Origin of the sequence: Planctobacterium marinum (assembly GCF_036322805.1) — a bacterium.
Taxonomy (GTDB): Bacteria; Pseudomonadota; Gammaproteobacteria; order Enterobacterales; family Alteromonadaceae; genus Planctobacterium; species Planctobacterium marinum_A.
Window position 1 is genome coordinate 2,430,423 of record NZ_AP027272.1, and the last position, 21,355, is coordinate 2,451,777.

Sequence of the window (21,355 nt, forward strand, 5' to 3'; positions counted from 1 at the left end):
TTATCTTTGGTCGTCCAATTCGTAGCCATCTGGTAGATCGAATTGAAATAAGGACGCAGGAATGGTCTGATTTTGCTCTACAGAACTGAAAGTCAGGTGGTTTCGCTGTTCCATTTTGTCGACGATGGTTAACTGGGTGAGGCGGTCACTCTCAAATACTAATGTTAGCGACAAGAAGTCGCTATCCGGCAGCAAACTGAGCATTTTGAATTGACTTTTAGCGGTTTCTTCTACAAGGTAGTTTTGCCACATTGCAGATTGCTGGTCGGCCAATAACATGATCGGGTGATTTTGAGCCGCATCCGCCTGATTAATAGCAATCACTTGTTCCACAAACGGATCGATATGCCACAGGGTTTCACCATCGGCAATCAATTGCATCTCATTGGGCTCAAATGATTCCCAATACAGCTTTTGAGGCTGTTGTAGATACAGTTTACCTTGCGCAGTTTGCAGCGTCTCGCCAGCAACATCAGATACTATCTGTTCAAAGCTGGCACTGAAGGACTGCAATTGCGCCAGCTTTTCTTGCAATTTGTTTTTGTCGCTTTCACTGGAGAACACCTGGCTGTTCACGGCGCTAAATACCAACAAAAAAGCTAATTTTTTTAACATATTTAATCCTTAGGCGGTGGTGCTGCTAATACGTCGCGATTACCATTATGGCCCGGCGGTGAAACCACGCCATTTTGCTCCATCTGTTCTACAAGGCGTGCCGCGCGGTTGTACCCAATACGGAACTTTCTCTGTACCCCAGACACCGAAGCTCTTCTGGTTTCGGTAACAAATGCGACAGCCTCATCATAAAAAGCATCGTATTCCTGATCTTCACTTTCAGCTTGCTCTCCCGGTAGCATCACATCTGCTGTAGCCTCACCATTGAGAATTTCATCTATATATTCCGGCTCACCGCGCTTTTTCCAATCGGCAACAACGGCGTGGACTTCATGGTCATCTACAAAAGCACCATGCACGCGAGTTGGAACGCCAGTGCCTGGAGGGAGGTATAACATGTCTCCCATTCCTAATAAGGCTTCCGCGCCTTGTTGATCCAAGATTGTTCTTGAATCAATTTTTGATGACACCTGAAACGCAATACGCGTAGGAATATTGGCCTTAATTAGTCCCGTTATTACGTCCACAGATGGTCTTTGAGTCGCCAATATTAAATGTATCCCCGCGGCTCTCGCTTTTTGGGCGATACGCGCAATCAACTCTTCCACTTTTTTACCAACAATCATCATCATGTCGGCAAACTCATCTACCACCACTACGATGGACGGCAACTTTTCAAGCTCTGGCGCTTCCGTATCCATGCTCTGCTCTGCCGACCAGAGAGGATCCTTAATAGGTGTGCCCTGCTCTTTTGCTTTGGAAACTTTTGCGTTAAAACCTTTTAAATTCCGAACCCCTAATGCCGACATCAGGCGATAACGTCGCTCCATCTCTCCGACACACCATCTCAGGGCATTGGAGGCCTCTTTCATATCGGTAACCACTTCGGCCAATAAATGCGGGATACCTTCATACACTGAAAGTTCCAACATTTTCGGGTCGATCATGATAAAGCGCACATCCTCCGGTGTGGATTTATAGAGTAATGATAAGATCATTACATTAACGCCAACTGACTTACCTGAACCTGTGGTACCAGCAACGAGCAAATGTGGCATCTTGGCTAAATCAACCACTACCGGGTTGCCACTAATGTCTGCACCTAAAACCATGGTTAGATTTGAAGGGTTCGACTGAAATTTAGGGCCACCTATCACTTCACTTAAAAATACCGTTTCTCGGGTCTTATTGGGCAATTCCAGGCCGATTACCGACTTACCGGGAATGACTTCAACAACCCTCACCGACATCGCAGACATGGCTCGCGCCAGGTCTTTTGAAAGACCGGTAATTTTGCTGACTTTTACGCCTGGTGCTAAATCTAGCTCGAAGCGCGTAATAACCGGGCCGGGATAGACGCCCACAACCCGTGCTTCAACGTTAAAGTCAGCAAGTTTGGCTTCCACCAGACGCGCAATACCTTCCAGCTCTTCTTCTGATATGGGGTTTTCTTTTTTATTGGGTCTGTCTAGCAAGTCAAATGAAGGGACGTCACCCTCGGGCACATCCTCTAAATCTTTGAAGGTTTTAAGTGGCTTGGCACCCGGTACACCAACAGTAACTGCAGCTTTCTGAGGCTCGGATGTATCGCTGTGTTGAGCTGGTTTAGCTGATTCTGAAGCGGCCCAGGGTTTTTCTTCTACTGCTGTTATTGGCGGTTCTTCACTGGCTTGCTCTGACACCACTTCTACGGTCACTGGATTCGGCTTAAATAAGTTAGTTATTGCAGAAAAAGAGCTAGTTTTGCTATCGCTGGTATCTTCTAATTTTTCTTCCTTGCGCTGTGGCGCCTCATAATCTTCTTGAATAACTTCATCGTCGGTATTACTCGCGAGGTTGCCATCAAGCTCAGGCTCAGGGCGCATACTGGTGATTTCGATATTGTGGGTATTACTGCGTTTTGCCGGCAGGTTCTCTTTTTTATCAGATGAAGATAGCTTGTCGGTTAGACGCAATCCGCTATCACCATTAAATCCTAACAATAATGGGACTTGCGCCGTTTTTTTATAAGACCAGATACTGTAAGAGCCCAAATTATCTATAATGGACAACCATGAAATTCCCGTTACCAAGGTAAAACCGGTGCAAACAAAACAAAGCAGCAGTAGATTGGTGCCTATCAGACTAAAAAATGGGATCAGGGCATGGCTGATCGCGTCGCCAATCATACCGCCAGAGGTGACGGTAACCATATCATCAACATTGATACTTAAAATGCCGGTTAATCCAACAAGAAGACACAATGCACCGATAAGGCGTAAACCTATTGTGAGGTAATCCAAGTCGTAAATGGATTTACTGGTTTGAAAAATGAACCAACCGATAAAGGCGGTAATAAAAGGTATAACCCAGGCCAGATAGCCAAAACACCAAAATAAAATATCAGCAATCCAGGCTCCGGCAGGCCCTGCTGCATTTTTTACGCCTGAAGAAAACCCTGTTTGACTCCAGCCGGGATCGGCGGAGTTAAAGGTGGCGACAGATAGAAATAGAAACAACGCAAAGCCAGCCGACACTATCATGCCGACTTCCATCAGTCTTTGCATACCACTTAATCGAGCCATGGTTTAAGCTATTTTCCCTTTAAATCTATTATTATTTTTTTATTTTTAACTTTTACTGTTTTTGCGCACAGCTTTTTATTTCACGTTTATCTTAACATAAGATGATTGCTTTACTTCTTCCATTACCACATAAGTGCGTGATTCACTTACCCCCGGCAATCTTAGCAGTATATCACCTAATAACTTCCTGTAACTGGACATATCAGCAACACGGGTTTTTAACAAATAGTCAAAGTTTCCGGAGACTAAATGACACTCCTGAATGTCTTCCAGTTTTTTAACTGCTGCTGAAAATTCTTCAAAGATATCAACACTGGTTTTTACCAAGGTTATCTCGACGAACACTAACATGGCTGCGCCCAGTTTTTCCGGTGCGACTTGGGCAATATAGCCAGTAATATAACCCTGATTTTCCAATCGCCTGACTCTTTCTAAACAAGGCGTTGGACTTAACCCCACGCGCTTGGAAAGCTCTACATTGGAGAGGCGTCCATCGTTTTGCAATTCTATAAGGATTTTGCGGTCGATGCGATCAAGGTCTTTGGGGGTTTTTACCAGCATATAAAATATCGCAAATAAAGTGTTTTTAGTTTTATATCCTGCAAATATAGCAAAATAAAGTGATTCATTCTTTAAATTTTTACCTATACTCACCAAACATATTTTTTACGAAAACAGGACCCTACTATCATGTTAATCGGTGTACCAAAAGAAATTAAAAATCACGAATACCGCATTGGTTTAACACCAGCGGCTGTAAAAGAGTTTGTCACAAACGGACACCAGGTAATGGTGGAAAATAACGGTGGCGCGGCGATTGGCTTTACCAATGAGCAATACGAAGAAGCTGGCGCTTCTATTGCTGCGGGTCCTGAAACGATTTTCGAAAAAGCAGAAATGATCGTAAAAGTAAAAGAGCCGCAACCCAATGAATGTAAAATGCTGTCAGAAGGTCAAACCTTGTACACCTATTTGCACCTGGCACCAGACCCAACACAAACTGAGCTTTTGGTTAAATCCGGCGCCACCTGTATCGCTTATGAAACAGTAACCGACAGAAATGGTGCTTTGCCACTGTTAGCGCCTATGAGTGAAGTGGCAGGCCGCATGTCTGTGCAGGCAGGCGCCCACTTTCTGGAAAAAGCACAAGGTGGCAGCGGTACGTTATTAGGCGGAGTGCCTGGCGTTGCTCCGGGTAAAGTATTAATCGTTGGCGGTGGTGTTGTTGGCACCAATGCAGCTAAAATGGCATTAGGTATGGGCGCTGATGTGACCATATTGGATCGCTCTTTGCCTCGTTTAAGAGACCTGGATGATATTTTTGCAGGCCGCTTAAAAACCGTATTCAGTACAGTTGATGCAATCGAATATTATTCTTCCAAAGCCGATCTAGTTGTCGGTGCTGTATTGATTCCAGGCGCTGCGGCGCCTAAGTTGCTGACCAGAGAACACATCAAAGCGATGAAAGAGGGTTCCGTGGTAGTTGACGTTGCTATTGATCAGGGCGGTTGTTTTGAAACGTCTAAAGCCACCACTCACCAAGACCCAGTATATGTTGTAGATGGTGTTGTACATTACTGTGTGGCTAACATGCCAGGTGGTGTTGCACGTACCTCTACCATGGCATTGAACAATGCTACTTTGCCCTTCGGTATAGCCCTTGCCAATAAGGGCCCCAAAAAAGCCATGCTAGACGATCCGCACCTGTTAAATGGCTTAAATGTGCACAAAGGTAAAGTAACTTACAAAGCGGTTACCGATGCACTGGGTGAACAGCTAGGTCTGGAATACATGGATGCTGCACAAGCTTTAGCGCTGTAATTTTGCTGTAGAAATAAAAAAAGCGCCGTTGATGCACATCACGGCGCTTTTTTATTTTTTAACACACTTGGCTGAGCTTAGTATTCCCACCAGTTGTTTTGCCACCAGGCCAGGAACTCATCGAAATCAATACAGCCATCGCTGTTCTCATCAATGAGTTCAAACCCTTCTTTAGCTTGAGATTCTTTAGCTTTAGGTGAAATTACCTTTAACAATTCGAAGAACTCATTAAAGTCAATCTGGCCATTTTTGTCGTTATCAAAAAAATCAAACTCTTCGCGGATCTGGTTGATTTTTTCCTGATCGATATTTTTGGTTTCGCTCATGAACAAGCTTCCATTTGTAATTTTTCTTAAGTGCAGTGTAAACGCTTAGCGCCTTTGGTGTCTAGCACTGTAAGTTCGCATGAGCTGCAGGGACGCAGTGAATGCCGTTTTTGTCGGGAACATTTAAACGGCGAGCTGCAGGGACGCAGTGAATGCCGTTTTTGTCGGGAACATTTAAACGGCGATGCGGACGATGGTGATTAATCGATCATCATCGTCGATATAAATGTCGCACCTACAAGTCTTTATTTTACTTTTGCGGCTTGTCTTTGAACACGTCGCTCATTGATTTTCAGCTTGCGCATTTTGTGCATGACGTCGCGGGCTTCCGTACCGATATGTTCTTCGTTACGCGCTTTTGACAAAGCAATTTGCTTTTCTCGCTCCCTGAATCGGGCGATTTGCTCTTCGCTGTGTTTGCCATAGCAATGGGGGCAGGACACACCTGATTCGTACTGTTCGCTTTGCTTGTCTTCTTCGGTAATGGGTAAGCGACAGGCATAACACTGGTCGTAATGACTTTTTTCTAAATCGTGATTCACAGCCACTCGGTTGTCAAAAACAAAACAGTCGCCTTGCCACAAGCTTTCTTCTTTTGGTACATCTTCAAGATATTTAAGAATACCGCCTTCCAGATGATAAACCTCTTCAAAGCCCTGCTCTCTCATGAAGGCAGTGGACTTTTCACAGCGAATGCCACCAGTACAGAACATGGCAACCTTTTTGTTTTTTGAAGGATCCATGTTATCCGCCACATACTGCGGAAACTCTCTGAAGGTTTCGGTTTTAGGATTAATGGCGTGCTTAAAGGTACCGATACTAATTTCGTAATCGTTGCGGGTGTCTATCACCGTCACATCAGGATCAGAGATAAGCGCATTCCAATCTTCAGGTTTAACATAGGTGCCGACCGTTTTTCTTGGATCGATACCTTCAACGCCCATGGTTACTATTTCTTTTTTCAGTTTTACCTTGGTACGATAAAACGGCTGGCTGTCTTCAAAAGATTCTTTGTAAGAGATGGGGTTAATGCGCTCGTCGCGGTTTAGCCATGCAAGTAATGCATCGATTGACTCCCGAGTACCGGAGACGGTACCGTTTATTCCCTCGTTGGCCAAAAGTAAGGTACCCTTAATACCCTGCTCTTCCATGAAAGTTAAAAGTGGTTCACGAATGTCTTTGTAATTATCCAGTGCAACAAATTTATACATTGCACAGATCACGATCTGATTCATATTTATGCTCCGCTATCCGGATCTTTAATCCGGTGCAAATTAAAAGGACAGCAGCCGATGGGATATCAACTGCTTAAAAAGCGCGCGGATTCTAGCTCAACTCAGAATACGATGCAAATGCTTAGACTTGCTGGCGGGTAAGCGGAAACAGTTCAAAAAAGTTTTCTGTGGTGACTTGAGCCAGCTTTTCCAGCGGGATTTGTTTTAAGTCAGCAATAAATTGCGCCACTTCTTTTACAAACGCAGGCTCGTTTTGTTTGCCTCTATGAGGCACTGGGGCCAGCCATGGCGAATCCGTTTCTACAAGGAGCCTGTCCAGAGGGACTTTTTTAACCACTTCTCGAAGTTCGCTAGCGTTGCGAAAGGTAACAATACCTGAGATGGAAATATAAAAGCCGAGATCGATGGCAGCTTTGGCCATTTCCCAGTTTTCAGTAAAGCAATGCAATACACCCCCGCATTGCTCTCCACCATGTTTTTTTAGCAAAGAAATAGTATCCTCGCGAGCATCACGGGTATGGATGACAAGGGGTTTTTGTAGCTCGTTGGCCACCTGAATATGCTCAATAAACGATTTTACCTGTACTTCTTTACTCTCTGGTGAATAAAAGTAATCCAGGCCCGTCTCGCCAATGGCGACGACTTCTTTAGAATTCGCTGTGTCATGCAGTTCTTGTTTAGTGCAAGCCTCATCCTGATGCAATGGATGTACGCCACAAGTTGCATAAACATTTGGAAGACCATCGATCATGTCCATCATGGAGGTATAGTCATTTACCGAAACACAAACACATAAAAAATGCTCCACACCTTTTGCATTGGCATTTTTGATTACTTCTTTGAGTTCTGATTTGGATTTGTTCAACCTGTCCAAGTGACAGTGAGAATCAACCAGCATTAAATACCTCTTAACTTTAAATAAAAGTGGAAAAATGACGCCATGTTTGCAGCAGCTTTTCCAGAATAAGTGCCTTGTTCACACCTTGCGCTTGCAGTTTCTTTTGAGCATCGGTAACGGCTGAATACATATCGAAGATACGCAGTTTTATAGCGTCGGAAATTTCAGCCCGTTTCAACTCAGCCATTTGAAAGTTCAACCAGTCGAGTAGTAATTGATGCTCTTCGTGTAACTTACCGGGAACGGCCAGCGCCGTCCCCGGCTTGTGCATTGTCTTTAACCAATCGACACACTCTTGTAAGCCTTCATCTTGCACAATGGATTCGATAAGTTTTGGCTTTGTCCAATAAAGATCAATTAGCTCTGTTGCTGCGGATACATTTCTCTCTTTGAGCCAGAGTTGCACACTTTCCTTGTGCTTTACCTGTACCATGTGCTTTTCGCAGCGACTGAGTATTGTTGGCAATAACTCATTGGTACTGGTTGCGGACATCAAGATAAAGGTATTTTTAGTGGGCTCTTCTAATGTTTTTAGCAGTGCATTAGACGCTGCCGCTGTCATTTTGTGGGCGTTGTTAACCAGCATCACTTTATCAGAGCCCAAATGAGAGGTCTGACTAAGACGATTTATGCCTTCTCGGATGGTGTCTACTCCGATGGTCTTATCGTATTGCGTGACGATTAAATCTGGGTGATTGCCCGCCTTGTACAACAAACAAGACTGACATTGACCACAGGCACTCTTATTGGAACACAACAAGTAGCGGGCCATTTCAACAAGAATGTCGGATTTCCCTGTTCCCCGGCTACCCACAAACAACAAACCATGGTGCAACTTCTTAGCGGAAGCTCGCTCGACAATGGCATTGAATTGTGACTCAAACCAAGGGAAACTCATTTTTTATAACCCCAACTGATATTTTCGCACTGCGGCATTGTGTTGTTGTAGCGTTTCGGAAAACTGATGACTACCATCTCCCTTTGATACAAAGTAATACTCATTGGTGTCCGCCGGATTAAGGGCCGCTATAATAGATTCTTTGCCGGGCATTGCAATAGGCGTAGGCGGCAAGCCTTTTATCACATAGGTATTGTGGCGGGTTTTCTGGCGTAAATGCTGACGAGTCAGGTTTCCGTCAAACTGTTCCCCCAAACCATAAATCACAGTGGGGTCTGTCTGCAAGCGCATGCCATCGTTCAGACGATTAATAAAAACAGCTGAGATACGTGGCCTTTCAATCGCCACCCCTGTTTCTTTTTCAATTATGGAAGCCAAAATCAAAGCCTCATAAGGATTGTTCAGTGGCAGCATGCCTTGTCTTATATCCCACTGCTCTGCCAAAAAGCTTTGCATATTTTGATACATCCGGGAAACGAAGGAGGATAACGATGTGTTATAGCTAAGCTGATAGGTCTCTGGTAAAAGTAACCCCTCCAAAGATTCGGCCTCTTCTTCTAACATTGCCAATAACTCAGCCTCTGTGCTATCCATCGTTATAAAAGGCAATTTTTCTAGCTGGGCGTACCACTGCTTCCAGGTGAGCCCTTCAATCATTGTCACTGAATAAGTTTTTTCTTTACCTTGAGAAATATCGCTGAGCAGCTGTAACAAAGTCGCATCGGGTTTTATAGCATAGTGCCCTTGTTTGATGGGATATTTGTCTGCATAAAGGCGCAAATAAAGTTTGAGCACAAAGCTGTGTTCAATTAACCCTTTTTCAGCTAATGAACTGACCAACCCAAGCAAAGATTGCCCTTTAGCCACGTTAAGCGTGGACTCTTGTTCCAGCTTTAATATTTGTTGTACGGGTTGATTAAATTGCCAGTAAACAACCGCGATACTCAATAATGCGGTTAAACCAACTATTGTTATCCATAGACCTCGTTTTATCACGTCTAGCCTTGTTCCTTTAATCAGATAGATACGGTGTCAGAAAGTAACGATACAATATTTTGGATGTTTTGATTGTGAAATTGAAGTGTTTGTTTTGAGTTAACGATAAGACTCGTCACTGGTACAAGTCTCATCAGGCTATTACAAATAAACATATCAGTACATGTACTCAAAGTGCTTAAACTTGCTCTAACTTGACTAACAACAGAGCCTTTTACGCCCAGTTGCTTGATAATGTGGTTACGCATAACACCTGAAACTCCACTGTAATCGAGCTCAGGTGTATACCAACGATTATTTGCACGCCAGAAAACATTTGCTGCAGAAACCTCAACGATCATACCTTCGGTATCCAATACAAGCATATCATCTGCATTTTGATTGCTGGATTTGATCAGGGTTTGCTCGAGGCGATTAAGGTGTTTGATCTGTTTTAGCGCAGGCTGCCTGGCTATCTTGAATTCTGATACTCCAAGCGTGACGCCGCTATTACGCCAGGTTGTGTAATCTGGTTGACCATCAATTAGATGCACGTAAGCAATGGGTTCTGCTGTGCTGGATCTGGCATAACCTCTACCGCCCTCGCCGGCAGAAATAATGACTTTTAATACGCCTTTATTTGTGTTGCGCACTTTGGTTGTTAAATGCTGCTCGAGCGCTTGCCATGCAGCTTTTGAAACCTTGATATTTATCTGCTGGCAACCGTTCTTTAGTCGCTGAATATGGGGATCCAGTAACTCCACTTCACCGGACTCGACAGCTGCAGTAGTAAAACAACCATCACCATAACTGGCTGCTCTTGAACTAAAGGGGTAATCCGAACTAATACGCATAAAAAAAGCCTGTTGAAACAGGCTTTTATTGTGACAGCTTTTGACTAACTAGGAAATACGTTTAAACAGCACTGAGCCGTTTGTTCCACCAAAACCAAAAGAGTTACACAATGCGTAATCTTCTTGAAACGCTTTTGGCGTGCCAGCAACAAAATCTAAATCGCAACCTTCACTGGGGTTTTCCAGGTTAATGGTTGGTGGCGCTTTTTTATCTCTAAGCGCCAAAATGGTGAATATCGCCTCAACCGAGCCCGCAGCCCCTAATAGGTGTCCGGTCATGGATTTTGTGGAACTCACCAGCAAGTTTTTAGCGTGATCACCAAAGATAGATTTAATGCCTGACACCTCAGCAATGTCACCTGCCGGTGTAGATGTACCATGGGCATTGATATAACCTACTTCGTTTGGCTGAGCACTGGCATCGTTCAGTGCGTTTTGCATGGCAGCAGCACCACCTTCACCATTTTCAGGTGGCGAAGTCATGTGATAAGCATCACCACTCATGCCGAACCCTACGAGTTCTGCATAAATTTTGGCACCGCGCGCTTTCGCAGTTTCGTACTCTTCCAACATCACGACGCCTGCGCCTTCTCCCATGACAAAACCATCCCGGTCAGCATCCCATGGACGGCTGGCTTTTTGTGGGTCATCATTGCGCGAAGAAAGCGCTCTGGCAGCAGCAAAACCGCCCATACCTAGCGGTGTAATGGCTGCTTCCGCGCCACCTGCTAACATCGCATCGGCATCACCATATGCAATGGTTCGAGCCGCGATACCAATGTTGTGCACACCAGTAGTACAGGCCGTTACAATATTCAGGTTAGGTCCTTTCAGTCCCTCCATAATTGAGATGAAACCAGAAATCATATTGGTAATGGTTGACGGTACGAAAAACGGCGATATTCTGCGCGGACCGGAATTTGTCAACTTGGTATGATTTTCTTCAATTAAGCCTAAGCCACCAATACCAGAGCCAATTGCAACACCAACTCGTGCGGCATTGCTCTCATTAACTGTCAGACCCGAATCTGCCAAAGCTTGTTTACCGGCAGCAATTCCATACTGGATAAACAAATCCATTTTTTTGGTTTCTTTTTTAGGGATATAGGCTTCAACATCAAAGTCTTTAACTTCGCCGGCAAAGCGAGTACTGAAATCTGATGCATCAAAACGCGTAATTTCACCTATGCCACTTTTTCCGGCCATAATATTCGACCAGGTTGTTTCAACATCATTACCGAGTGGGGAAAGGATGCCAAGACCAGTAACAACAACACGTCTTTTAGACATAAAGGCCTCCGCTGGAGATACTGAGGAAAGTAATTAAAATTAATTGATACCAGATACAAAAAAACGGCCCAATAGAGCCGTTTTTGGTCAACTGTGACTCTTACGCGTCTTTATTAGCGTTGATGTAGTCTACAGCTGATTGAACAGTGGTAATTTTCTCTGCTTCTTCGTCTGGAATTTCAGTGTCGAATTCCTCTTCCAAAGCCATTACCAACTCAACTGTGTCCAGTGAATCAGCGCCCAGGTCATCAACGAATGAAGCTTCTGGTTTAACTTCTTCTTCTTTAACGCCCAGTTGCTCAACGATAATCTTAGTTACGCGATCTTCAATACTCATATTTTTAGTTATCCTAACTTTTAGCAAGTTGTAAAATTGCGGTTAGTCTATGCTTCAAATCCCAACCATGCAAGCATGACCATAGGTTTTTTGGCTGGTCTAACCACAAATTTAGCACATTTATTATTTATTCAAAGTCTCAGTTTAAGCATTTGCAAAAATTTTTACAAAGTCGCTTAAACCATAAACATCCCACCATTAACGTGAATCGTTTCGCCGGTGATATAAGCTGCGCCGTCAGAGGCCAAAAACGCCACTGTCGCTGCTATTTCTTCGGGTTTTCCTAGACGCTCCATTGGAACGTCTTTCATGATGCCTGACTTTTGGTCATCGGTTAAAACTTTAGTCATGTCGGTATCAATAAAACCGGGAGAAACCACATTTACGGTGATGCCTCGGGAAGCAATCTCTCGGGCCATGGATTTAGAAAAACCAATTAAACCGGCTTTAGCTGCAGAATAATTGGTTTGGCCCGGGTTGCCACTGCTGCCAACAACAGAGCCGATATTGATAATACGACCAGCGCGCTTTTTCATCATTGGACGTAATACGGCTTTAGACATGCGGAATATGGAGGTGAGATTGGTATCTAAGATAGATTGCCATTCATCTTCTTTCATTCGCATCAATAAGTTGTCACGTGTTATTCCAGCATTATTTACCAGAATATCAATATCACCAAACTGGGTTTTGATCTCTGCCAGTAAAGTCTCAATAGATTCTGGGTTGGAAACATCCAGAACCTTCCCGGCACCACTCTCTTCAAGGTATTCACCTATGGCAGCCGCGCCGTTTTCTGAGGTGGCGGTGCCAACGACAGTGGCCCCCTGCTCTACCAATGCCAGTGCTATCGCTTTGCCGATACCACGACTGGCACCTGTTACCAAGGCAACTTTTCCGTTTAAATTAGACATGTTTAATTCTCTCTGTCTTATTTTTATAGTAAATCTGTTACTGTTTCGGGTGTATTCATGGCACTGCCTGAAAGACTTTTGTCGATTCGTTTAGTTAATCCTGTCAAAACTTTACCCGGACCACATTCAACTAATTGAGTCACTCCGTCTGCAGCCATTTTCTGTACAGTTTCTGTCCAGCGTACCGGGCTATATAACTGGCGAACTAAAGCCGACTTGATGGCTTCAGCGCTATTTTCTGCCTGCACATCAACATTGTTGATAACGGCAATTTCGGGTTCCGACAGAACTAAGGCGTCGAGTTGTGTTGCTAATCGTTCTGCTGCAGGTTGCATTAATGCGCAATGGGAAGGAACGCTGACAGGTAATGGTAATGCGCGTTTTGCCCCAGCCGCTTTACAAGCCTCCCCCGCTCTGGCCACAGCTTCAGCATGCCCGGCAATCACTACTTGACCTGGACTGTTAAAATTAACCGCGGAAACCACCTGGTCATTGGCTTGTTCAGCGCAAATCTCAACAATTTTGGCATCGTCCAGACCGATGATGGCAAACATGGCACCAGTTCCGGCAGGCACAGCTTCTTGCATGAACTCACCACGTGCCTTAACGAGTTTTAAAGCATCGGAAAATTGCAAAACACCGGTACAGGTTAATGCTGAATATTCGCCCAAACTATGCCCTGCCATTACCGATGGTTTAGCGCCACCTTCAGCAAGATAATGGCGCCAAATAGCGACACTTGATGCCAATAGTGCAGGCTGAGTTTTATCGGTTTGATTGAGGTTTTCTACCGGTCCTTCAGCGATCAGCTTCCACAAGTCATAACCCAATGCATCAGAGGCTTCCTGGAATGTCTGTTTAACGACATCTGATACAGCCTCTAATTCGTTTAACATACCCAGTGTTTGCGAACCCTGTCCCGGGAAAACAAATGCTTTAGTCATAATTGAAAACCTTAATATTTAATCAGTAACGAAGCCCAGGTAAAACCGGCTCCAAAAGCTTCTAACAATAAGTTTTGACCACGCTTAATGCGCCCATCTCTGATAGCGGTATCTAGCGCAGTGGGTACTGTAGCAGCAGACGTATTGCCATAATGTGGCAAAGTTAAGACAACTTGCTCCATGGACATATTCAGCTTGTCTGCAGTGGCTTTGATAATGCGAAAATTAGCCTGGTGTGGCACCAACCAGTCAAGGTCAGTTTTTTCCATGTTGTTGGCTTCGAGGGTTTTTTCCACAACTTCACTGAGTTTGGTGACGGCGACTTTAAATACCGCATTACCTTTCATGGAACCCCAAGAGGCATTTACTGAAGCGGTATCCCCCCGAGTTGGCAGGGCTGCATAGAGCAAATCACCGTGTTTACCCGATGCGTGAAGGTGGCTGGACAAAATACCCGGCTCTTCGCTGGCTTCAATAATGACTGCACCTGCTGCGTCACCAAAAAGTATAATCATAGAGCGATCGGTGGGATCAACCAAGGTCGATAGGCAGTCGGTCCCCACGACCAGGATACGTTTGCACATACCGGTGCGAATGTATTGATCCGCAACACTTAAGGCATAACAAAAACCAGAACAAGCAGCGGCAACATCAAAGGCACCCATCGTAGACTGAATACCCAAACCGGCCTGAATTTCACAAGCAGCACTGGGAAATGAGTTTGGTGCTGTTGTGGTGCCACATACGATAAGGTCGATGCTTTCGGGATCGATATCTGCCATCTCAAGTGCTTTTTGGATGCTTCGACGCCCATCGTGGATACTGTTTCATCTTTTCCGATAATACGGCGTTCTTTGATACCCGTCCTGTCAGTAATCCATTCGTCGGTGGTATCCACCATTTTTTCAAGGTCAGTATTAGTCCTGACTTCACTGGGATAATAACTTCCGGTGCCAATAATTCTTGAATACATTTATTCTGCCTTATTCACGAGCGCATGGTTTATTTTGCTTTGAATCTTGTCAGGAACTTGCCTTTCGACTTCCTTCATTGCTTCCTGAATTGCGTACATGAATGCATCTTCAGTAGCATTGCCATGACTCTTTACTACAATGCCGCGCAATCCTATCAAACTGGCGCCGTTATACTGGTCGGGGTTCACCCTGTTATAGATCTTTTTTAGTACCGGACGAGCAATAAATGACAACATTTTGGTCCAGATATTTTTTGTTGCTGCTTTTTTGGCTTCTCTGGCGATGAACTTTGCCAGTCCTTCTGACGCTTTTAGCACCACGTTGCCCACAAAACCATCGGTAACGATCACATCTACACTGGCGTTAAACAAGGCATCGCCTTCAACGTAACCCACATAGTTTATGTCCTTATTCGCAAGTAGTAATTTGTTGGCTTCTTTAACAATGGCATTGCCTTTATTTTGTTCAACCCCGACGTTGACCAAGGCGACCTTAGGTTGCTTGACTCCCTCAACGGTTTCAGCCATCACAGATCCCATCACAGCGAATTGATACAAGGCGTTGGCATCTTGAGTAACATTGGCACCGAGATCTAATAAAAATACACGCTTTTTGTTGTTTCCGGGAATGGTAGAGATTAATGCGGGCCTTTTCACGCCATCCAATGGTCTGAGTAAAAACAGAGATAAGGCCAATAACGCACCGGTATTTCCGGCACTAACACAAGCGTCCGCTTCACCAGCTTGAACAGCCTTTAGGGCTCGTCCCATAGTGGAGTCTTGTTTGTAGCGCAGGGCCGACGTAGGCGCCTCATCCATACTGATTTGTGTTGTAACATCAACGATAGAAATTCGGTTTTTAACGTCTGGAGGTAAGCCATATAAATGGGGACGTATAGCGGATTCTGGTCCAAATAGTTTTAAGTTTAGATGGGCATAGTTGCGGCAAGCGCGAATAGAGGCAGGCAAAGTAATAGAGGGGCCGTTATCGCCCCCCATTACATCGACCGCAAGTCGAATATCAGTCAAGCTGATACCTTACTTTTCGATGACCTTTTTACCTTTGTAAAAGCCATCTGCAGTCACGTGGTGACGACGGTGAGTCTCACCTGATGTAGCATCAATAGACAGTGTCGCACCGCTTAATGCATCATGTGAACGACGCATACCACGCTTGGAACGAGTCTTACGATTCTGTTGTACCGCCATAATCTACTCCTGGTTCCGCTTAAGTTCTTTTAACACCGCGAACGGGTTTGGTTGCTTAGTTTCCGGTTCAATTTCACCAAAACTCATTTCGTCATCGGTAACCGAGCAATCATTTTCGTCATGCATCGCCACCAAAGGTAAAGATAAGATTAACTCATCTTCAAAAAGTTCCAGTATATTGATTTCTCCATGCTCATTGAGCTCTACCGGATCATAAGCTTCCGGAAGTTCTTCAACTGATTGGCCTTCGCTAATTGGCGTGTAGCAAAATGGCTGCTCAATTGAATATTCAAAAGGTTTATTACACCTTTGGCATTCCAATGATACCCTGGTCTGTAAATCACCGTGAAAAAAGGTAAGACCCTGCGCGTCTATTTCAAACCTTAGCTCAACAGCAACATCGTCCAGAATCTCAAGCACGGCTTCCTTTAGTCTTGCCATATCAGCAACGGCCATAACACCCCGATAATCGGAACGTTTCATCGCACACTTATGTGGCTCAACCTGTTTTGGAAGTCGTACATTGGACATAGCGCGCGCATATTATAGATTTATACTGCAATAGTCAAAGCCTTAGTACATTAAATTCACTATTTAACAGTAGTTTAAATGGATTTTACTTTAATTTAATTGCTCTAGCCTTGCCATGACTTCAGCTATTGGCGCGAGCAACGGGATAGAGTCCGCGTCACCGTAGGTAAAACGTTCAATGTCATCACTGGAGGTTCGGCTATTGCCACTGCTAACTTTTATAAACCATTCGCCGCTATCAGGGCGGTATAAACCTAAATCTTGTTGCCCATCGCTATCAAAATCACCAGTTATTGGAATATCTTCGGAACGACCAAAGCGAAGTCGGGTAATGCCGTCAGTATTATTAGTGATAGCGTCTACACCACTACTGTTCTTTATATAAAAATAACGGGTAGATGCTCTTCTAACCGCTAAATCAGCCTTACCGTCACCATCAAAGTCGCCTGAAACTGGAATATCCTCATTACGAGTACCAAAGCGTACTCGGCTTATGCCGTCATTGTTTCCCGTCATTGAGTCAACACCAGAGGAATTAAGAATGTACCAGGTTTTAGTTGAAGGTCTTCTAACCGCGATATCCACCTGACCGTCACCATCAAAATCTGCGGGAACCGGGATGTCTTCACTTCGCAGGCCAAAACGTTTGCGAGTTATGCCGTCATCATTGCCCGTTATTAGGTCCCGTCCTGAAGAATTCAAAATGTACCAAAAACCATTGCTCGGGCGACGCACGGCTATATCCGTAATACCATCACCGTCATAATCAGAAGGCACGGGAATATCGGTAGATTGAGTACCAAAGCGTTTACGAGTTATGCCATCGTCTGATCCGGTGACAATATCCAAACCAGAGGAATTGCGTACGTACCAATACTGGGTAGAAGGTCTTCTGATGGCAAAATCAGAATAACCATCGCCATCAAAGTCACCTACAATGGGGATATCTGTGCTTCGACCAAATTCGGCAACTTCCTGCTCTTGAGTACCCGAACCAAAGTAAGATGTCACTGCACTAGCTACTTGTCTGACTAATAATTCCGGAACAGCATCAGCATCAAAGTCACCTGGCGTACCATCGGCAAGGTTTTCTCTGGCAGCGCGATAAACAATATTATCTATCCAGGCTTTATCATCTCCATTCGAAATAGAGCCATCCTTACTGTATTGCCAAGTTAGCGTATGCTGCCCTTCCTCTATGTCAAAGCTATATTCCTGCCAATCTAGTTCGCCAGACCATTGTACTTGTAAACTATCATCTATATAAAAATTCAGGTAATCCCAGTTTGATTCACTGCTAACTTTGAAGTAAAACGACATTGTTCCCTCAGCGAAGTATTCACTTAATGAAATGCTGCTTGTCTCTTCGTCAGAAATTTCAGCAGAGCTAATACTAAGGTTGTCTTCGACTCCAGTACTCGTATCTTGTAACCAATTAAATGTGTTTTCTTGAATCCAGTTTTCTGGCACGCCGGATTCAAAACTTTCGTTCACCTCAGAAATGTCTCCAGCAGGTCTTGATACCTCCTGCACGGCTTGTAATTCAATTAAGTCTATCCAGGCTTTGTCATCGCCGTTTGCTACAGACCCATCTTTGCTGTATTGCCATTTAACCTCATATTCACCTTGGCCAACGCTAGTTTCATAGCGCTCCCATTGAACCTCACCGGACCATTGTTCAATTAATTCGTTGTTTATATATAACCTAAGGTAATCAAAATTACTCTCACTAGATACCTTGTAGTGAAAAGCCAAAGTGGCAGATGAAGTGGCGGAAAAACTGATAACATAATCGCTAATGGAACTATTATCGGTATTTGTTGAAGTAAAGCTGGAATCCCCTTCGAAAGCGACTGCATCGGTACTTTCCCACTCTATAGTTACTTCATTTAAATCTCGTGTATTGTCCTCAAAACCTTCGCTTATTGTGATTTCAGACCTTCTGGATAATATGTCTGTTGGATCAGTTTCTTGCAATAACTCATCGAGGTCATCCGTTCCATCATGATCGCTGTCTGATAACAATGGATTGGTACCTAAATAGACTTCTTCTGAATTTGATAAGCCGTCACCATCACTATCCAGGGTCATATCTTCATTGCTGTTGGGATCCAGGTTGTAATACCTTTCTATTGCATCGGGGATACCATCATTATCCAGATCATCATCCATAGGTTCATTAATAATAGAGACTGCCATTGGACTGATGGCATAAAAAATATTATCAGGACACTCTATTTTCAAAAGATAGTCATCGCCTTCTGGCCAGTTAAAGCTGTTGCCAAAGGTGTGAATTCCATCGTTTTCCACATCAAATGCAAATTCAGAAAATGTAATCCCATTGTCGTTACTAATACTAATGTTGATATAAGGACAATTGATCGCCTCCTGTTCCGACTTACCGGTATTCCATTGCACGATAAATGGTTGCTGAAGGTTCAAGCTCCAGTTCTGCAAAGAGAATCCTTTGGAATTGGCGATACTGCTAATAACTGCTGTATCAGTTGCAACCCCACCATTACCGTCTCGTACCGTAAAGGTAAAATTGAGTTCCCTCGTAGTTGAAGGTAATGCCTCCCCTAATTCAAAGTCACCGGTAAGCACCGTTTCGTATTTTGGGAAATAGCGTTCGGTGCGGGCGACAGGCTCAATTGTGCGAAATAGCGCCCGTTTACCGTCATCTTTTGACATAGTACTTGAAGTTGAAGAGGTGCCATCTAACTCCAACTGTTCCCACATATGGGACAAGGTATCGCCATCAGAATCTGATGCTGTTCCAGTTAATACAAAAGGGGTATTTGCAGGAATAGTATAATCAGCCCCTGCATTCGAAGTAGGAGCCTGATTGCTGTTATCACTGAAAGTACCACAGGTTAAATCACTTTCAATTTCTGAACGTATGAATCTTTGCGAGCCGACGTGAAAGGTTTTGTCTCCCGGCCCGGATAGGTTCTGCGAACTACAATTTCCAAAATAACTCATAATGGTAGAGCCACTGCCCGGCTCATAGGGGTAACCAATATTGCCGGAACAAAAGCCCTCAGTGCCATTAAAAGTATGACGAGAATTCATCATATGACCAAGCTCATGGGCCAAAACACCAAAGTTTGCAACGGATGCGCCTTGCGCCTTAAATGCAGGCGAACAAGGTACCCCAACATAAGCTAATCCTCCACCGTAATACCCTATTACATGACCTATGTCATAATTTTCAGTTCCTATTATTTCATCAAGATTAGTTTGATTTATCGGAAGATCCTCACTAGAAGAGTTAGAATATCCGTCCGTCTCAGGATCGTCGAATAATATCGCATCGTTATTTTCAACCAATTCAAATCGAACAGATAAATCTATTAAATAAAGGGCATTAACTTCGTTTAGCAGGATATTTAACTCGTTCAGTACAATTTCATTCGGCTCCGCGTCTGAATCAGTGTTCTCGACTATATCGTTGTAATACTCCGCAGTAGTAGCAACAGCCAGACGATAAGTAGTCAATTGCGAGCCGAAAGATTCAAAGGCGGATGTTTGAGCATTTTTTTCGGTAAAGTTGGTGAACGCAGTGTTCTTAGTTTTTGCACCGTGCTTATCGAAAACCTTACAACTGAGATCTTCAGGTTGATTGAAATCTTTTGCATAGCGACTTTGGTAGTGTGAATTGCCATTTTCGTCTTTCAGTTGGAAAATTTTCACCCATTCCCCTTGATGTGTAAAGAATGCGCTAATGCTCTCACTATTTTTTGACATTCGTCCAACGAACTGTCCATTGAGATTGTTTACCCTGAAGGATTGTAATCTTGGAAATCGCTTTGCCAGCCCTGGAGCAAAAATATTATCTTCTATCAGGCTAACGTTGACCGTGCCACCTGAAGGTAGAGGCAAAGTTTGAATTTGTGATATTGATTCAGGCGGGGATAACAAATGCCAGTTTGTGAATTGACCTGTTTTAGATTCGCCAACAGATTTAGCGTTATAAATTGTTTCCCAAGCGCTTATATTAGATGCAAATACGTAGTTTGGCAGTGTCATCGACACTAGTAAAAATAGAATACAAAGCCTCATAACACTCCCTCGTCACAGTCACATTGTTTGTTACATATAGTTGTATAACAATGGCCTTTAAGCAGTGGCATTGATAACCAATAATGAAAGTCTGCTCACCTGAAATGTAGACCAGATTTCATTGCACAGCCAGTTCAAATTTCTACCATTTACAACTAAAAGGTGCTTGCTGACTTGCCTTTATTATATAATCACAAAGTGCAACTAACTAACTAACTAACTAACTAACTAACTAACTAACTAACTAACTAACTAACTAACTAACAATACAACTTAATGAAGCAAACAAAAAAAGCCTTCGATATACAGGTGACACTGGCTTCGGGCTCAAAATACAAAAATGACGTGTTAAGTAAGCTAGGTATCCCATTTCATTCTGTGTCTCCGAACATAGATGAATCAACAAAATCCGGTGAATCGCCTGAAACTTTAGTAACAAGGTTAGCTAAGGCGAAAGCTGAGAAGGTTTTAGGTCAATCAGAGGAGCAGCGAGAGACTTCTCCATTAAGGTTTGTTATCGGCGTTGATCAAGTAGCTGTTCACAAGGGGGAAATTATCGGAAAGCCCGGAAATATTGAATGCGCTGTACAACAACTCAGTAATTTTTCAGCTGAAAAGGTGTTATTCATTACCGGAATTTGCTTGCTCAGCAGCAACAATCAATATGAGACACATGTTGAGCCCTACGAAGTTTCATTTAAAGCTTTGAGCCAACGCCAAATCAAACAATATATAGACGCCGAGATGCCGCTTGATTGTGCGGGTAGTTTCAAGTGTGAGGGACAAGGAATATTATTATTTTCTGCACTATCAGGACGAGATCCCAATGCCCTCATTGGGATGCCGCTCATCGCTCTACAAGAGTTGTTTCTCAGGTTCGACCTGGATTTATTCGATTATATTCAATGA

At 43.8% G+C, this 21,355-nt stretch carries 19 protein-coding genes and 1 pseudogene; 2 read left to right on the forward strand and 18 right to left on the reverse strand.

The genetic code is table 11. The features are described from left to right. From lolA to lrp, 3 genes are all read right to left on the reverse strand, one after another. Positions 1–615, reverse strand: coding sequence for an outer membrane lipoprotein chaperone LolA (lolA, locus tag AABA75_RS10955; protein ID WP_338292644.1), 615 nt, complete (start codon positions 613–615; stop codon positions 1–3). 2 nt (positions 616–617) lie between these two features. Continuing rightward, the gene (locus tag AABA75_RS10960) at positions 618–3,179 is read right to left on the reverse strand and encodes a DNA translocase FtsK (protein ID WP_338292645.1); all 2,562 of its coding nucleotides are present in this window, start codon (positions 3,177–3,179) and stop codon (positions 618–620) included. A gap of 75 nt (positions 3,180–3,254) precedes the next feature. Beyond that, positions 3,255–3,740 (reverse strand): leucine-responsive transcriptional regulator Lrp, encoded by a 486-nt coding sequence (lrp, locus tag AABA75_RS10965; protein WP_338292646.1) that lies wholly within the window; start codon positions 3,738–3,740, stop codon positions 3,255–3,257. A gap of 129 nt (positions 3,741–3,869) precedes the next feature. Between lrp and ald the strand changes: the two genes are divergently transcribed. After that, complete coding sequence (ald, locus tag AABA75_RS10970) at positions 3,870–5,000, forward strand: alanine dehydrogenase (RefSeq protein WP_338292647.1); 1,131 nt, start codon at positions 3,870–3,872, stop codon at positions 4,998–5,000. A gap of 77 nt (positions 5,001–5,077) precedes the next feature. On the opposite strand, the gene AABA75_RS10975 is transcribed toward ald, so the two are convergent. The 15 genes and pseudogenes from AABA75_RS10975 to AABA75_RS11045 all read right to left on the reverse strand — a co-directional run bounded on the left by AABA75_RS10975 (position 5,078) and on the right by AABA75_RS11045 (position 20,077). Continuing rightward, positions 5,078–5,326 (reverse strand): EF-hand domain-containing protein, encoded by a 249-nt coding sequence (locus AABA75_RS10975; RefSeq protein WP_338292648.1) that lies wholly within the window; start codon positions 5,324–5,326, stop codon positions 5,078–5,080. A gap of 245 nt (positions 5,327–5,571) precedes the next feature. Beyond that, positions 5,572–6,561 (reverse strand): rhodanese-related sulfurtransferase, encoded by a 990-nt coding sequence (locus AABA75_RS10980; protein ID WP_338292649.1) that lies wholly within the window; start codon positions 6,559–6,561, stop codon positions 5,572–5,574. A 121-nt stretch (positions 6,562–6,682) separates the two neighbouring features. After that, positions 6,683–7,459, reverse strand: coding sequence for a TatD family hydrolase (locus AABA75_RS10985; protein ID WP_338292650.1), 777 nt, complete (start codon positions 7,457–7,459; stop codon positions 6,683–6,685). Between the two features lie 16 nt (positions 7,460–7,475). Beyond that, a complete protein-coding gene (locus tag AABA75_RS10990) occupies positions 7,476–8,357 on the reverse strand; it encodes a DNA polymerase III subunit delta' (protein ID WP_338292651.1) in 882 nt (293 codons plus the stop codon). A 3-nt stretch (positions 8,358–8,360) separates the two neighbouring features. Next, positions 8,361–9,353 carry an endolytic transglycosylase MltG gene (gene mltG, locus AABA75_RS10995; RefSeq protein ID WP_338292652.1) on the reverse strand — a complete coding sequence of 331 codons (993 nt, stop codon included), beginning with the start codon at positions 9,351–9,353 and terminating at the stop codon, positions 8,361–8,363. Positions 9,354–9,373: 20 nt separating this feature from the next. Then, on the reverse strand, positions 9,374–10,186 hold the full coding sequence (gene pabC / locus AABA75_RS11000) for an aminodeoxychorismate lyase (protein WP_338292653.1): 813 nt from the start codon (positions 10,184–10,186) through the stop codon (positions 9,374–9,376). A gap of 48 nt (positions 10,187–10,234) precedes the next feature. After that, positions 10,235–11,476 (reverse strand): beta-ketoacyl-ACP synthase II, encoded by a 1,242-nt coding sequence (gene fabF, locus AABA75_RS11005; RefSeq protein WP_338292654.1) that lies wholly within the window; start codon positions 11,474–11,476, stop codon positions 10,235–10,237. Between the two features lie 100 nt (positions 11,477–11,576). Further along, on the reverse strand, positions 11,577–11,813 hold the full coding sequence (gene acpP, locus AABA75_RS11010; RefSeq protein ID WP_338292655.1) for an acyl carrier protein: 237 nt from the start codon (positions 11,811–11,813) through the stop codon (positions 11,577–11,579). 176 nt (positions 11,814–11,989) lie between these two features. Beyond that, positions 11,990–12,727 (reverse strand): 3-oxoacyl-ACP reductase FabG, encoded by a 738-nt coding sequence (gene fabG / locus AABA75_RS11015; protein ID WP_338292656.1) that lies wholly within the window; start codon positions 12,725–12,727, stop codon positions 11,990–11,992. A gap of 23 nt (positions 12,728–12,750) precedes the next feature. Continuing rightward, a complete protein-coding gene (gene fabD, locus AABA75_RS11020; protein WP_425325572.1) occupies positions 12,751–13,671 on the reverse strand; it encodes an ACP S-malonyltransferase in 921 nt (306 codons plus the stop codon). 11 nt (positions 13,672–13,682) lie between these two features. After that, positions 13,683–14,644 (reverse strand): annotated as a pseudogene (locus AABA75_RS11025) (beta-ketoacyl-ACP synthase III). Beyond that, positions 14,645–15,673, reverse strand: coding sequence for a phosphate acyltransferase PlsX (gene plsX, locus AABA75_RS11030; protein ID WP_338292658.1), 1,029 nt, complete (start codon positions 15,671–15,673; stop codon positions 14,645–14,647). A 9-nt stretch (positions 15,674–15,682) separates the two neighbouring features. Continuing rightward, the gene (gene rpmF / locus AABA75_RS11035) at positions 15,683–15,853 is read right to left on the reverse strand and encodes a 50S ribosomal protein L32 (protein WP_338292659.1); all 171 of its coding nucleotides are present in this window, start codon (positions 15,851–15,853) and stop codon (positions 15,683–15,685) included. Between the two features lie 3 nt (positions 15,854–15,856). Next, positions 15,857–16,384 carry a 23S rRNA accumulation protein YceD gene (gene yceD, locus AABA75_RS11040; RefSeq protein WP_338292660.1) on the reverse strand — a complete coding sequence of 176 codons (528 nt, stop codon included), beginning with the start codon at positions 16,382–16,384 and terminating at the stop codon, positions 15,857–15,859. Positions 16,385–16,474: 90 nt separating this feature from the next. Continuing rightward, positions 16,475–20,077 (reverse strand): reprolysin-like metallopeptidase, encoded by a 3,603-nt coding sequence (locus tag AABA75_RS11045; protein ID WP_338292661.1) that lies wholly within the window; start codon positions 20,075–20,077, stop codon positions 16,475–16,477. 645 nt (positions 20,078–20,722) lie between these two features. On the opposite strand from AABA75_RS11045, the gene AABA75_RS11050 reads away from it, so the two are divergent. Continuing rightward, positions 20,723–21,355, forward strand: a complete 633-nt coding sequence (locus AABA75_RS11050) for a Maf family protein (RefSeq protein WP_338292662.1) — start codon at positions 20,723–20,725, stop codon at positions 21,353–21,355.